Origin of the sequence: Microbacterium sp. NPDC060117 (assembly GCF_042729315.1) — a bacterium.
GTDB lineage: Bacteria > Actinomycetota > Actinomycetes > Actinomycetales > Microbacteriaceae > Microbacterium.
In genome coordinates this window covers 585,145-600,208 of record NZ_JBHWXR010000004.1, presented here as the reverse complement: position 1 = coordinate 600,208, position 15,064 = coordinate 585,145, and the positions used below count along the sequence as shown (strand labels likewise).

At 69.8% G+C, this 15,064-nt stretch carries 3 protein-coding genes (1 of these 3 cut by a window edge); all 3 read right to left on the bottom strand.

Annotation, left to right across the window (positions count from 1 at the left end; genetic code table 11):
- Nucleotides 1-55 precede the first annotated feature (55 nt).
- Nucleotides 56-610, bottom strand: a complete 555-nt coding sequence (locus ACFWCK_RS18400) for a hypothetical protein (RefSeq protein ID WP_378807246.1) — start codon at nt 608-610, stop codon at nt 56-58.
- Nucleotides 611-956: 346 nt separating this feature from the next.
- Nucleotides 957-2,327, bottom strand: a complete 1,371-nt coding sequence (locus ACFWCK_RS18395; RefSeq protein WP_378807244.1) for a glutamate decarboxylase — start codon at nt 2,325-2,327, stop codon at nt 957-959.
- 103 nt (nt 2,328-2,430) lie between these two features.
- On the bottom strand, nt 2,431-15,064 hold the final stretch of the coding sequence (locus ACFWCK_RS18390; protein ID WP_378807243.1) for an Ig-like domain-containing protein. The gene runs 17,621 nt beyond the window's last position; 12,634 of the gene's 30,255 nt are visible here — the last part of the coding sequence; the start codon falls outside the window, past its right edge; its stop codon occupies nt 2,431-2,433.

The window sequence follows — 15,064 nt, the reverse complement described above, 5'->3', positions numbered from 1 at the left end:
CACAAGTGGCCGACCGGTTGTCACGGCCGAGGATGCGGGCGTTGTTCAGATCCGGCTACCGAGGCGTGCGACACCCGAGGAGCACCGCGATCACTCCGAGACAACTCAGAATCGCTGCGCGAAGGAGAGCGGGCAACGGCCACGAACCGGGTGGAAGGAACACCGTGAGCATCCCGGCGGCCATCGCGAGGAGCGGGGCGAAGCGCCATGCTCCGAGTCCGCTGCCGCTCCAGGCGACGATGAGGGACGAGCCCGACAGCAAGGCGGGCGTCAGCAAGGCCAGAATGACGGCCACCCCGAACAGCAGAGGTTGCTCCGTCGTCCCCCCGAACACGGCGAACCAGCCTCCAAACGCGCCGCAGATTCCGCCGGCGATGAGGATGGCTCTCGCCCACCCGTTACGGCCGACCATGCCCTCGCTGCCCCCGACGCCCAGGGCGAACACGCAGCACGCAACGAGGAACAGCGTGGGAGGAACCGCCGCGGGAACGTACTCGATTCCGCTCCGCCACGTGAGGCGGGAGGCCACAGCGAGGGCCACGAGGTCGGCCATCGCGCTGGCGATCAGGAGCGCACCACCCCACAGGAGAGTCGGGTGCGCGCGTCGCATGCTCCGCGCGCCCGCTCCGACCATGGCCGTCGGCATCGAACTACGAAGAGCGACGACTCTGCGTGAGTCGATGGACGTTGAGGGCTGCGCTGGCAGACAGCGCCGCGATCGCGGTGAGACCGCAGACAGTGGAGGCGATCACCGCGAGAGGCGCGCTCCCGCCGAGGGTGAGAAAGAACGCGATCAAGCTCACGACTCCGACGAGGAGTAGGACGTTTGCTTTCATACGCTCAGCGTAAGCACTGTCGACGGAGGCCGCCTCCCCCGTGAGGGGGATCCTGCGCGGTTCGCTGCTGCACCTGACGAGGGCACCCGACAGACCGTCAGACGCGCGGCATACAGGTGATCAGTGCCGGAATCCGGGGCCCGCCGTGCGATCGGGCAACGGCGCGGTGAGCGCATCGAGGTACGCCACCTCCTCGCGGATCGTCGCGAGGAGCGCCTCGGCAAGGTCCATCGTCACGCCGTTTCGGACCACGATGCGCTGCACGGTGATCTGCTCCCGGTCGGCCGGCAGCGGGTACGCCGGGACCAGCCAGCCGCGCATGCGCAGCCGATCGGACAGATCGTGCAGCGTCCAATTCTCGGTGTGGCCGTCGACGAGCCGCCAGGCGAACACTGGGATCGTGGATCCGTCGCTGATGAGCGCGAACTCGTCCATCGCTCCGATCCCGTCCGCGAGGTACCGCGCGACCGCGCGCGAGGTGCCCTGCACCTCCGCATAGCCTTCGCGCCCGAGCCGCAGGAACATGTAGAACTGCAGCAGCACCTGCGCACCGGGTCGGGAGAAGTTCAGCGCGAGCGTGGGCATGTCGCCACCGAGATAGCTGACGCGGAAGATCATCGACTCCGGGAGCGCCTCGGCATCGCGCCACACGACCCAGCCGAGCCCCGGGTAGACCAGTCCGTACTTGTGCCCCGAGGTGTTGATGGAGGCCACCCGCGGCACCCGGAAGTCCCACTCCAGGTCGGGGTCGAGGAACGGCGCGACCATGCCTCCGGAGGCCGCGTCGACGTGGATCGGGACGTCGTGCCCCGCTGTCTCCGCGATCCGGTCGAGCGCCGTGGCGATCTCCGTGACCGGCTCGTAGGCGCCCGTGTAGGTGACGCCCATGATCGCGACGACGCCGATCGTGTTCTCATCCACGTACTGGTCCAGCAGGGCGCCGTCCAACGCGGGATGCTCGTCGCTCACGGGCACGTAACGGGGCTCGACCTCGAAGTAGTTGCAGAACTTCTCCCAGCACACCTGCACGGCGCTCGACATCACCAGATTGGGCCGCGCGGCATCCTGCCCGGCCGCGCGCCGGCGCTCCTGCCAGCGCCTCTTCAGGGCGATGCCGGCGAGCATGCAGGCCTCGCTGGATCCGATGGTCGAGGTGGCGGGAGCGGCCGCAGGATCGGGAGCGTGCCAGAGCTCGGCGATCATGCCCTGGCAGTACGTCTCGATCGCCGCGGTCTGCGGATACTCGTCCTTGTCGATCATGTTCTTGTCGACGGCGTCGGCGTAGAGCCGCTGCGCCTCCTCGTCCATCCAGGTCGTGACGAAGGTGGCGAGGTTCAGGCGGGCATTGCCGTCGAGCATGGTCTCGTCGCTGACGACGTGATACGCGAGGAGGGAGTCCATCCCCTGAACCGGGATCCGGTGCTTGTCGACGAGCAGCTTGGCCCCCGGCCGATGGCGCAGCGGGTTGACGTGGATGCGTTCCTGCGACATGGGCGGTGCTCCTCGGTGCGGTGTTCCTCCGGCCGTTTCGGGCGCCACCCTAGCATCGCCCGGAATGCCTGCTCCGGGAACCCCGCGGGCGAACGTCGCGCCGTCAGAGCGATGCCGCGAGGTCGTTCGCCCAGCTCTTCAGCAGAGCGGAGTAGGAGGACGCGACGTAGCGGCTGACGGCGTCGGAGGCGAAGGTCGCGAGGGCGGCCTTCGCGGCGGCCACGTTTCCCGCGGCGAGGGCGTTCTGCGCCGTCGTGAGATCGCCGAGGAGCTTCGACGACACGGACGAGGAGGTGATGTACCCGCTCGACGTCCCGTACGAGACCGCGGTCCGCAGGCCCGCGATCGTCGCCCGCACCGTGATCGTGAACGTCGACGTCGAGACGTTGCCGACGGCGTCGGTCGCGGTCACGATCACCGTGTGCGGGCCTGCCGCGAGGCTCTCGCCGATGAGCGCGACCCCGTTCCCCCACGCCGTGCCATCGATGGTGACGCGCACCGACGCGACCCCGGATCCGGTGTCCGTCGCGCTGCTGGTGAGGGCGATCCGCTGCGAGACGTCGTACGCGGTGCCGTTCGACGGCGCCGTGATCGCCCAGCTGCTCGTCGGCGGTGTGCGGTCGACCACGAACGAGCGCGTCACCGTGACCGCGTTGCCCGCGCGGTCCGTCACCTGGACGGAGACCGTGTGCGCGCCCTCCGCGGACAGCGCCGCGAGCGTCGCCGACGCGGCGTATCCGACCGGAGCGCTGAATGGCGCGCCGTCGACCGAGAACGCCACCTGCCAGAGCCCGGCCGGCGCGGCGGTGAACGACAGCTGGAGCGAGAGCGATCCGGCACCGACAAAGGTGGTGCCGTTGACCACGGCACCCGCGACCGTGACGGTCCCCGACGGGGGAGAGTTGTCGACGACCAGCGTCGCCGGTGCGGATGCCGTGGCCGACGTGTTTCCCGCGGCGTCGACGCTCACCGCAGTCACGGTGTACGTTCCCGTCGCGAGGGTCTGCCCGGTGTACGCGACGCCGTTCACGTACACCACGGTGGAGACGGCGTCCGCCGCCTGCACCACGACGAAGCGCGGGTTCGCCACGTTCGTCACGGAGTCCGAGTTCGACGGGCCGCTGTCGTCGAGGGCGTTGAGCGTCACCTTCGGCGCGGCCGGCGGACTCACCTTCTTCAGAAGGGTCTGCGTGAAGACCGTCGGGTTGCCGGCCGGATCCGTCTCGGTGATCGTGAGCGTGATCGGCCCGTCGCGCAGCGCGGAGAGCGATCCGCTCCAGAGGTTGGTCTTCCCGCTGCCGTTGAAGGTCGCCGATCCGGAGACCGAGGCCGCACCATCGCTGAACACGTAGCGGACCAGGGCGCCGGTCTCGCCGTACACCGTCACGGAGATCCCGCCGACGTTGGAGGACGTGATCGTGGAGGCGACAGGACCGACGGCGAGCGACGGAGGCGCCGAATCGAGGACCGTCGAGGTCACGGTCGCCGTGCTCGCGCCGATGCCGTTCGTCAGGGTCGTCGTGATCGTGAGCACGCCGTCGACCAGCTGCGACACGTCGACCGGGATGACCAGGACGCCGGTCGTGTCGATGATGTCCATCCCGTTCGCGACGCGCCCCGCACTGTCCGTGATGATGACGTTCGCGATCGAACCGGCTTGGCCCTTGACCGTGACGAGGTAGACGCTCCTCGTCGCGAGGTTCGCCCAGGACGGCGAGGCGACCACCGGGGCCGTCGGCGCGACGCTGCTCTTGCCGAGCGGAGCGGTGAGCGTCACGGGAGGCTGCGCCCCCGCCGTGATCACAGCACGCACCGTGATGACGCCGTCGGCGAAGGCCGACAGGTCGAGCACGACGGCGAAGGATCCCCCCGCTGAGATCACGCCGGACCCCGACACGACGCGGCTTCCCTGGGTGAACGAGTACGTCACGCCGGCCCCCGGAGCGCCGCTCACGACGAAGGGCACCGCAGCCGCCGTTGCCGGGGTGATGCCGGAGGGCAGATTCACGCCGGCGCCGGACGGGAGCGACAGGCGCGCACCCGCGAACGTCCCCGCCGCGTTCACGACGCCGGACGACGTGCCCATGCCGGACGAGTTGAACGGACGCACGTTCGCGGTCTTCTGCACATCGTTGGCGACGCCGCCGAGGTTCTCCGGCATCTGGTTGAACGGATCGCCGGTCTGCTGGTGCCAGGCGGCATCGTGCTGCAGCACCAGTCCCAGCTCCCCGAACGGCTCGCCGTTGCGGGACGCCACGCCCTGGTAGCGGTCGTCGTACGGGGCGTACCGGGTCATCAGCGTCTGGTCGGCGCCGTCGCTCTTCGACAGGGCGTACAGGAACTCGGGCAGGAACGGCTGCAGGGTGCGGCTGACGGCAGGCATGCCGAACTGGGAGAACGGCACGTAGTAACTGTTGTGGTTACCGACCCAGTCGATGAGGCGGTCTCCCCCGGTTCCGGCGAAGAAGATGTCCTGGCCCGCGCCGCCGTAGGCCAGAGACTCCCAGGCCGGCGTGCCCCACACGAAGCCGCCCGTCGCCCGGCTGAACGAGCCGTCGGCATTGCGGACGAGGTTCGGCACCGGACCGTCGTTGAGGCCGCCGTCGACGTGGGTGTCGGCACGGAGGTCGATGAGATCGTTGCCCCAGCCGCCGTACACCCGCACGCGGCCCATGCCGGAGACGATGTAGTCGTTGCCGAGGTCGCCGAAGATCGCCTTGTCGCCCGTGGTCGGCATCTGCGGTTCGCCGGTGCCGGGGTACCAGGTGAGGTCGAGCGGCAGGCCCGCATCGGTCGGATCGAAGGTCAGGAAGAACGGCAGGCAGGTCGCGCTCAGCGCCATCGTCTTGCAGAGCAGCGGGTTCGGCGCGCCGAGGACGAAGTTGTTCGAGACCACCGAGTTCAGCCAGACCTCGCGGCGCGGATCGGTCGGATCGAAGTAGCTCGACTTGCCCGACATGCCCGCGCGGGCCGCGTTGCCGTTGCCGTCATCGCCGAGCGGGTGCCAGCCGGCCGGGTTGCCCGGGTTGAACGGGTGGTACCAGTCGGTCTCGTACGGCGTGTGGTTGATCGCGGTGCCCGACATGTCGAAGTTGTCGGCGTAGCCGAGCTCCGGCGCGTCGGCGCCCGAGACCGCGGACTGTCCGGGGCCGGCGTGGATGACCCCGTTGCCCCAGCCGCCGTAGATGATGTTGTGCCCGAAGCGCGGCTGGTAGTGGTCGCAGATCGCGTTCTGCTTGCACCCCGTGGAGAAGCTCGGGCTGCCGTTCGCGGCCGGATCCCAGTTGTACGGCCACAGCACCGCAGTGTAGGTGAGGGCGCCGGCGACGTTGATCACGGCCTGCTGCACGTTTCCGGGCGTCGTGATGAGCTCGGAGAGGTTCGCGGCGGGGATCGGCGCGATCCCGTAGAGCGGCTCGCCGTAGCTCGAGCTGTTGCGGCTCGTGAAGCAGCGTCCGCCGCCGCCGATGATGCAGCTGTCGCCGCGACCGCCGGAGACCCAGTTGTCCGCGTAGCCGAGGATGATCGTGTCGTTCTGGCCGCCGCCGTAGATCACGTCGTTCGCGGGTCCGCCGTAGATGAACGCGTCGCCGGACTCGGCGTGGATCTCGCTGCCGCGCATGAGGCTCACGCCGTCGACGGTGATCGGGGTGCCGCCGATGTCGCCCCAGCCGTTGCTCGCCTTGGTTCCGGTGACCTGCGGGCCGGGCTGGTTCGCGAGGTCCGGGCCGCCGGGGGTGGTGTCGAGCAGGTTCACGGCCCGGGCGATGATGCGCTCGGTCGCGGTCAGGTACCCGTTCACGTCGTAGTTGAAGTTCAGGTAGCCGACCGACATCGCGACGCCGGCGGCTGCAGCCCCGGCGGGACCGTACGTGTGGTTGACCCCGACGAGCCGGATGATCTGGCCGTTGTTCGCCACGATCACGTTGGCGTCGTGCGCGTGGCCGTTCGGGTTCGTGATGCAGTGGTTCGTCGCGTCGAGCACGCCGTCGCCGCAGTCCTCGCGACCCGCGTCGGTCCCGGATCCGCCGAAGATGAGGTTCGAGCCGCTCGCGCGCTCGCCCGGCAGCGTGAGGCTGAAGAGGTCGGAGTTGCCGCCGATGATGTCGTTCTGCCCGCGGTTCGCGAAGATCGTGTTGTCACCGCGGCCGCCCTCGATGTAGCTCTGCCCGTCGGTCGCCGCGACCGTCGCGGTGACCGTGCACGGCAGCGACACGCACGAGGCGGGGGCCGGAGCGCCGGTGACGGTCAGAGTGCCCTGGTTGACGGCCGTCACCACGCCGACCATCGCGCCGTTCACGATGAGCGTCTGCCCGACCGCGATGCCCGCGTCGGCCCACCACAGGCCGTCGGTGCGAGCGATCGTGTGAGCGCCGAACACGAGGCTTCCGTTCAGCCGGTACTGCAGCGCCGCGTCGTCGTCGACGGACGGGTTGATCAGCAGCGCGTTGTTCGCATCACGGCAGGCACCGACGCGGTTGCCGAGGAAGGATCCGCGGAAGGCGCACGTGGCCGCCCCGCCGAAGACGCTGCCGATCGACGGCGAGCCGTTCGATGCCGTCGGGTAGCCGGTGGGCGAGTCGGGCGCCGTGATGTCGATCGAGCCGTGCGCCTGGATGATGTTGTCGTTCGACTCGCCGAAGATCATCGCGGATCCGGATCCGCCCGCGATGTAGTCGGCGCCCTTGTTCGCGGAGTCCTGCAGCTGCGTGGGCCGGTTCGTGTCGCCGAGCGGGACGGAGAGCAGGATCCCGCCGGTGCCGGAGAGGAAGTCGCCCCACCACGCGTGTCCGGTCGGGTCGTTCTGCGCGAGCCCGTCGGTGAGGCTCTGCGTGAGCGAGCCGGGCGTGGTGCTGTAGATCTGGGTCCCGGCGAGGTCCTGGAAGCGCGGGTTGCGGTAGTCGAACAGGTGCGCGGCGCGGTTCAGCGCGACGCTGCCACCGATGATGAGGTTGCGTCCCGGGCCGCCCTGGATGTCGTTCGCGCCGTCGCCGCCGACGATCACATTGTCGCCGCCGGACGCGTAGATCCGGTTGTCCCCGTGGTTCTGCGTCGCATCGGAGTATGCGGCGAGGATGTCGTGCGTGGTCTGGATCTTCTCCACCCTGGCGTCGCCCCACGGCGTGGTGCCGCTCGCCGGGCAGTAGACGTTGAGCGCGCTCGCACCGGTCGGCCGGCAGTAGCCCTGCGGCGGGCCGACGGTAAAGGAGGCGCTCCCGACCGAGACGCTGCCGATCGCGTTGCGCGAGAGCGTCGCGGTCTTCAGGTCGGCGCTCACCGCCGTGATGATCGTGCCGGCGGACAGCAGCGTGCCCGCGGTGTCGGCGATCGCCAGACCCACGTCGGTGAGACGGAAGCAGGCGGCCGCGCAGCTCGCGGTCGCGACGCCGTTGAGGGCGGAGCCGGACGGCGCATGCGAGGTGAGCGCGCCGGGGACCGTGCGGGTGCCGCCCAGCGGTCCGGCCGCGATCACGCCGACCGTCGCCTCCTGGGTGTCCTGCACGACGACGCCCATCGCGCCGAAGATGATGTTGTCGTAGTCGCCGTAGCGGTCGGTCGCGGTCGCGCCGGGCACGTCTCCGTAGATCAGGTTGTCCCCCGCGACGAGCGGATCGGCGTTCTCGTAGACGCTGTTGTTCACGGTGGGGAACGAGACGGCGCGGGTGATCACGTTGGTGTTGACGCCGTTCGCGCCCAGGATGATGTTGTCACCGCGGCCGCCGTAGATCGTGTTGTTCCCGGATCCGCCGGCGATGAAGTCGCCCGCCTGGCTGCCGTAGATCGTGTCGTCGCCGGATCCGCCGTAGATGGTGAGCCCGACCGACGGCACCTGGCCGTTGGGCACGCCCGCGAACAGCGCACTCGCGTCGATCACGTTGTTGCCCGCGTGGCGGAACGGGTTCGCGACCGGGAAGACGAACTGCGGCGTCCCGACGCCGACCTGGTTCGGGAACGGCTTGGATCCGAACACCCGGCTGGTCTGCGTGTGCGGGTCGCCGGAGTACCAGATGCCGTCCTGCGAGGTCGCACCGTAGACGACGAGCGGCGAAGGTGCGTAGCCCACCACGGCGACGCTGATGGTCGCGTTCGTGAACGCGGGGCCGCTGAGCGTGAGGACCGTGGCGATGACGCCGATGATGGTCCAGGCCGGGAGCCCGCCGACCTGCAGCACCATGCCGTACACGAAGCCGTCGGCGATCCAGGATCCGCTGCCGCGGGTGAGCGTCGGCGAGGATCCGGACAGCCCTGTCGTGAACGTGCCGGTGACGCTCGGCGGGGTCGCGCCCGGGCCGGGGCCCGCGCCGCCGGTGACCGTGAAGACGTTGCCGCCGTAGCGGACCGCGTTGTCGCTCGCCGCGCCCTGGGCGACCGTGACCACGCAGGTGCTGCCGCTCGCGCAGGGCGGGACGGCCACCGCGGTGAGCACGAGGATGTCCTGGGTCGGTCCGGTGAAGCCGGCGACCGCTCCGACCACGACGCCGTTCACCGTGACGAGCTGCCCGATCGAGAAGCCCGCCTCGACCCAGCTCCGCATGTCGGTGCGGATCAGGGTGTTGCCGACGAAGTGGACGTTCGTGGTGACGCGGACGACGGGGTCGAAGACCGCCACCGTGCCGTGCACGCCCGTCCCGGTCGCCGGGCCGTGGCCGACGAAGGTGATGACCGCGCCGTTGATCGCCGTGATGACGCCGATCGGCATGCCGTTCCACATCAGCCCCTGGCCGACCGCGAACTGGTCCGCCGCCCAGGCGGTGCCGTCGTCGCGGGTGATCGTGGTCGCCGTGATGTCGAAGGTCCCGGTGATGCTGAGCGCTGCTGCGCCGCCGCCGTGCAGAGCCGTGAGGCCGCCGTGCGCGAAGGTCGTGCCGGGAGTGCCGTCGGGGTTGGTGTACGGGCCGCCGACGAGCGTCCCGGTCACGGTGAGGGTGTCGTTGCCCTGACCCTCGAGGATGTTCAGCGACTGGATCGTGGACAGGCTCGCGTTCGTCTGGATCTGCCCGGTGACGGGGTCGACCGTGACCGAACCGAAGCTGATGCCGCTCGGGAACACCGGCGGCTCGCCGAACGTCGGCTTGGCCGGGTTGCCGGGCTCGTAGCCCTTGTGGTGCGAGAAGTCGAGCCCCGGGCCCATGCCGAAGCCGGTGAGGGTCGTCGAGCTGAGCACGCCCGTCTGGTTCTGCTGCGCGCCGTCGTCGAAGATGTTCAGGACGTTGACCTGCTGCGCCTCGGGCGGCTGGATCCCGATGCCGAACGGAAGCGCGTTGCCCTCCTGCGGCAGCATCACGGGCAGCTGCAGCGCGGCGTGGTTGCCGGCCGTGGGGCCGCCCTCGACCGAGAGCGGACCGCGGATCGCGGAGAGCAGGTGCGGCGTCTTCGGGAAGCTGAGCAGCGACGCGTTGCCCGGCGGGACGTTGTACTTCGGGTCGGCCACCACGCCCATCGCGACCGTCTGATACCAGTTCGACGGGGTGAACGTGACCCGCGCGGCCCACTGGGTGAGCGTGAGCGTCATCGTGCTCGAGGCGCCCAGCACCGCGGCGAGCGCGGTCTTGTCCGTCACGGTGAGGATGTCGACCCTGGTGGACGTGCTGCCGGTCAGCGCCTGGATCTTCAGCATGGTCGCGGAGGCACCGATCTTGAAGATCTGGCCTTCGAGGAAGCCGTCGTCGAGCCAGCTCGAGCCGTCGGCGCGACGGAGCGTGCCGGCCGCGGAGTCGTAGACCACGGATCCGGTGAACAGCCCCGCGTTCACCACCCGGCCGATCGTGACGGTGTGCGGCCCTGCCGCCGGCGCGGCGCTCAACGTCATCGTGGTCACGGTGACCGCGGTGATCGTCGCGGTCAGCGGCGCCCCGGCGCCGGAGAGCCGGATCTGCTGGCCCTGCGCGAATCCGTCGGCGAGGAAGCTGCCGAGCTCGGTGGCGGCGAGCGTCACGACGAGGCCGGCGATCGTGACGTTGCCGCTGAAGAACGTGACGGTCTTCTGGGCGCCGATCGCACCGTTCGTGACCCGCACGCCATCGGCGACGATGTCGGTCTGGCCGTCGGTCACGAGGGCGACCGTGACATCGGTGCTGGGCGGCGCGGCCAGACGGATGCTGATGCTCGACCCGGGCCCTGGCACGGTGCACAGCGCGTCACCGCACTTGGTGACGACCATCCCCGCGGGCGCCTGCACGATGCCGGCCGGGGTCAGGTCGTTCATGACCAGCACGTCCCACGGGGTCAGGCTGTTGTCGACGCCCGCGTACTCGGGCCCGCTGCTGGTGACAGTCGCCGTGAGGTAGGAGTTGTGCGGATCCGCGATGCTGTAGTGCGCGGTGGCGTCCTCGCGCACGATGACCGGCGTGGACCAGTCCGCCGTCGAGAAGGTGATCGTGTACACGCCCGCGGTCGTGCCGAACGCCGCGGTCACCACGTGGAACCGCGGATCGGTGCTGGACAGCGAGACGCGGGCATCGTTCGCGGCCGTGATCGTGACGGTCACCGGAGCGCTCGGCTGGGCGGCGAGCACGACGGAGGCGTATCCGGAGATCGCGTAGGTCGCGGTGCCGCTGCCACCGAGGATCAGGTTGCTCGCGTTGCGGTCCGGAATGGCGAAGACCAGGCCGGTGACGGTGGCGACAGCGGCGACCGAGAGCTGCGCCCAGGTGCCGTCCGCGGCGACCGCGACGATCGTGGCGCCCGCGGGGATCGCGCTGCCGGTGTCGGCCTCGACGATGCCGCGGCCGACGTCGCCTCCGTTGAAGCCCGCGCTCGCCGAGTACAGGATGTTCGACCCGTTCGTGGTCGCCCCGTCGCGGTACTGCTGGACGGCGGCGAGCCGGCTCGGCAGGGCGAAGTGGATGCCGCTCGCGTTCGCGACCGCGGCGGACAGGACGACCGTGTGCGCGTCTACGACGAAGAGGATCACGGTGTTCGACGGGATCGCGGCGCTGCCGTCGATCGAGGCGATCGGCTGCCCGACGTCGCTGAGGGTGAAGTTCGCGGTGGCCGAGGTGAACGTCGTGCCGCCGTTGCCGACGCCGTCGGTGAAGCGCGAGGCGATCGAGATCCCGGTCGGGTTGGTGTTGCCGAGGTTGGTGACGAGGATCGCCGGGGTACCCGGATCGATCTTCGTGACCTCGACGTTGCGCACGGCCGCGTTCGCGTAGAACGGATCCGCACTGAGCACGCTGTGGCTGATCTCGTAGGTGCGCAGGCCATCGTCGAGGGCGTCGTTCATCGCGCCCGCCCAGACGAGCTGCGGGATCTGCCAGTTGCCGGGTGTGAAGACCAGCACCAGCGCCCGCTGCGGCAGGTCGGTCGTGAGCGCGTCCATGAGCACGTGCCGGTAGAAGTCGCTGTCGGCGGTGGTCGTGCCGGGGTTCGGGACGGATCCGAGCGGGGTCGTGGCGAGCAGGATCGAGTCGCCCTGCGGGGTGCCCTCGCGGTTGAGGCGGATGTCGGGCTCCGCGGTGACCGCGATGTAGACCGTCGAGGTCGGCGCCTGCGCGAGCCGCACGCTGTACGAGTCGATCGTGCCGATGGGCGGTCTGATGGCCTGGCCGTTCTGCGTCTCCTTGACGACCGTGCCGCCCGCGTGCTCGGTGATGATCACGGCGCCCTGGGATCCCTGCGCCACGCTCAGGGCGACGCCCGGGATCACGACGTCCTTGTAGAGCTGGTCCTGTGTGATGACGGCCAGGTTGATCGTGCCGCTCGTGCCGTTGATGTCGCGCGAGTACACGTTGCCGCTGACGTCGCCCGCGACGTTGATCTGGTTGCTGCCGAGTCCGCCGATCACCCGCACCGCGACGCCCGGAGGCGTGGAGAGCACATCGATCACGTCGTCGCCCTCCAGGGCGTCGACCTCGATCACCTGGATGTTCTTGAAGGTCACCGAGACCCCGGCCCCGAAGATCCCGTGGTCGGTCACCACGATGTGGTCGGCGAACTCGGTGCCCAGGATGATCAGCTTGTTGAAGCCCGTGCCGCCGTCGACGGACACCGGGGCGTTCATGTTGTACTCGACCTGGTTGTTGCCGGCGCCGGTGCGCACGTCGGTCTGCGCGGCGGTGGAGTACCCGTTGGTCGTGATCGGGATCGGGATGCACGCGGGGGCCTCGATCGTCGTGCAGCCGCCGGGCAGGATGATGTTGCCCGCCGGATCGGTCTGCGCGAGCGCGAAACCGCGGACGATGAAGAGGTTGTTGCCGCCGTCGCCCTCGAGGTGCAGCACCGCGTGGTTCGAGTAGACGGTGAACGTGTTGTTGCCGGTGCCGCCCTGAGCGACGAGCGGCGCGCTCGTGCCGCGGGAGAGCCAGCCGCGCGTGGTGGCGACGGTCGCGACGTCGAAGACGTTCTCGGCGGCGAGGTTGCCCGAGGCTCCGTAGGACGGCGCGGGCGAGGCGACCGCGCCGGCGCTGCGGCGCTCGCCGTACATCTGGCCGATCTGGAACTGGTTGTCGCCCGATCCGCCGTCGAGGTAGGTGGCGGCGGCGTTGTCGTCGACGGCGAAGTAGTCGTTCCCGCCGAGCGCGTAGACGTGCAGGCCCCCGTTGATCGCGGAGTCGTAGTTGATCCGCTCGACGCCGTAGACGCCCGTGGTGCCGGTGGTCGTGGTGCCGCCGAGGTTCGCCTGCGTGGCCGCGAGGGTCGAGTGCAGCAGGGCGACGAAACCGGATCCGGCCGAGTACGGGTCTGCGGAGACCGGGTGGGCGCCCGTGCCCTGGTAGAGGGCGGGCCGTGCCGCGGTCTCTCCGAGGATGCCTGCCGGGGTGCCGCGCAACAGGAAGATGTCGTTGGTGGCGTACTCGTGCTGGGTGGACGGATCGATGCCTGTCGAGTCCGGGGATCCGGCCGTGTACGTGTCGTAGCCGTAGATGTTGAGCGTGTCGGTGCCGTCGGAGGGGGCGTGCGAGCCGAGCACGTTGAGCTCGTAGTTGTTGCTGGTGAACTGGCTGCCGCTCGTGAAGATCGAGTAGACGTTGCTGCCGTTCTGGCCGTCGAGGGTCAGGGTCGCACCGCGGCTCACCTGCTGGCCGAGGGCGACCATGGACTGCAGCCGGTTGACGACGAACGTGTCGACGCACATGTTCGGGGGGCCGTTGCAGAGCGGGGCGTACAGGCCGGACTGCGTGGGTGTGCTGTCGCCGTAGGCCCGGGTCTGGCCGACCAGGATCGTGCGGTCGAAGATGAACGTGTCGGCCTCGGAGTTGCCGAACACCCGGGTCAGGCCGCCGGTGCCGTTCGCGATCTCGCCCGGCAGGCCGCCCGCCGCCGCCTGGCCGCTGCGCAGCACGATCACCGTGCCATCGCCGATCGTCGGGTCGGGCGCGGTCGTGTCGAGCGCCGGCATCGAGCACGCGCCCGAGGCGGCGTTGTGGCAGTCGCCGTAGATGTCGATGTTGCCGGTGGCGTTGCCCTGCTGGTTCGGGTCGCTCACGACGCCGGCGACCGTGCTCGCGAAGGCGAGGATCATGCTGCTCGGATCCGTGACGATGTCGTCGGCCGAGCGGAGCACGATGTTGCCGCCGTCGGTTTCGATGAGGCCCTGCAGCACGGTCTGCGGCGCGTTCTCGACGACGAGGGTCGACCCGGAGTGCAGCAGCAGGATGTCGTTGCCCTCGACGCCGGTCTCGGTCGTGGTGAGGCGCACGCTGTTCGGGCCCGCGACGTGCCCCGCGTTCTCCCCCGCGTGGGCGAGCAGCACGTTCATGGGGCCGGCGACCTCGGTGAGGAAGATGCTGCCGTCGGCCTGGGCTGCGACGTCGCAGGTGGCGGTGACGGCGCGCTGCGCATCGGTGGCGTTCTGATAGTTCGCGCCCTGGTACAGCAGCGTGTCGTGGCTCGTGCAGCCGCTTCCTCTGGCGGAGTCCAGCTTGAGGTCGTTCGTGCCGTTCGCGGCGCCGATGCTGCCGTACCGGGCGAGCAGGTCGATCGTGTCGCCGATCACGTTCGCGCTGGTACCGCCGGTTCCGAGGTTGTGGCCGTCGGTGATCGAGCCCTGGAAGTTCGTCAGCGAGATGTTCGCGCACGTGGTGGCGCTCGAGCCGTAGCAGGTGGTGACGGTGTCGACGTGCAGGTCGCCCGTGGTCTGCGAGACCCGGATCACGCCCGGGGCCTGCGCGTTGAGGACGCCGAACCTGTCGACGGAGGACTGGATCTCGAGGAAGTTGCTGTCGAGACCGATCGTGCCGCTCTGGGCGGTCAGAGTGACGTTCACGCCCACGACCTGCGGCGTCGTCGCGGCCGGCGTGTGCCCGGACGCCGGAGGGTTCGGCGACGGCTGCGGCGCGTCGTAGATGGATCCCGGCGCGGTCAGCGTGACATCGTCGTCCGTGGACCGGATGAGGCCCGCACGCAGGTCGCCGTACTGCTCGGTGAGCGTGATGAAGCCGTTCGTGTCGGCGTTGACCGTGCCGTAGGTGGCCGCGGTCACCCCCGAGGCGGGCTGCTGGATGAGCACGAGGCCGATGATGTTGATCCGGGTCGCCGAGGGCGAGTCGTTCGCGGCGAAGACGTCGATCTGGCCGTTGTCGCCGTGGGATCCGGCGTCGAGCAGGCTGAAGTCGTAGGTGCTCGCGGTCGCGCTGCCGCCGGTGGCGAAGGCTCCCGGCTCGAGCGTCGGGTGCGGGCTCGTGCAGCCGTCCGAGTAGTAGCAGTGCGCGCTGTCGGGGTGGTAGAAGCTCACGTACTGACCGCTCGGTCCAGGCGTCGCGGTCACCTGGATTCCGGGCACGGTGCCGACCGAG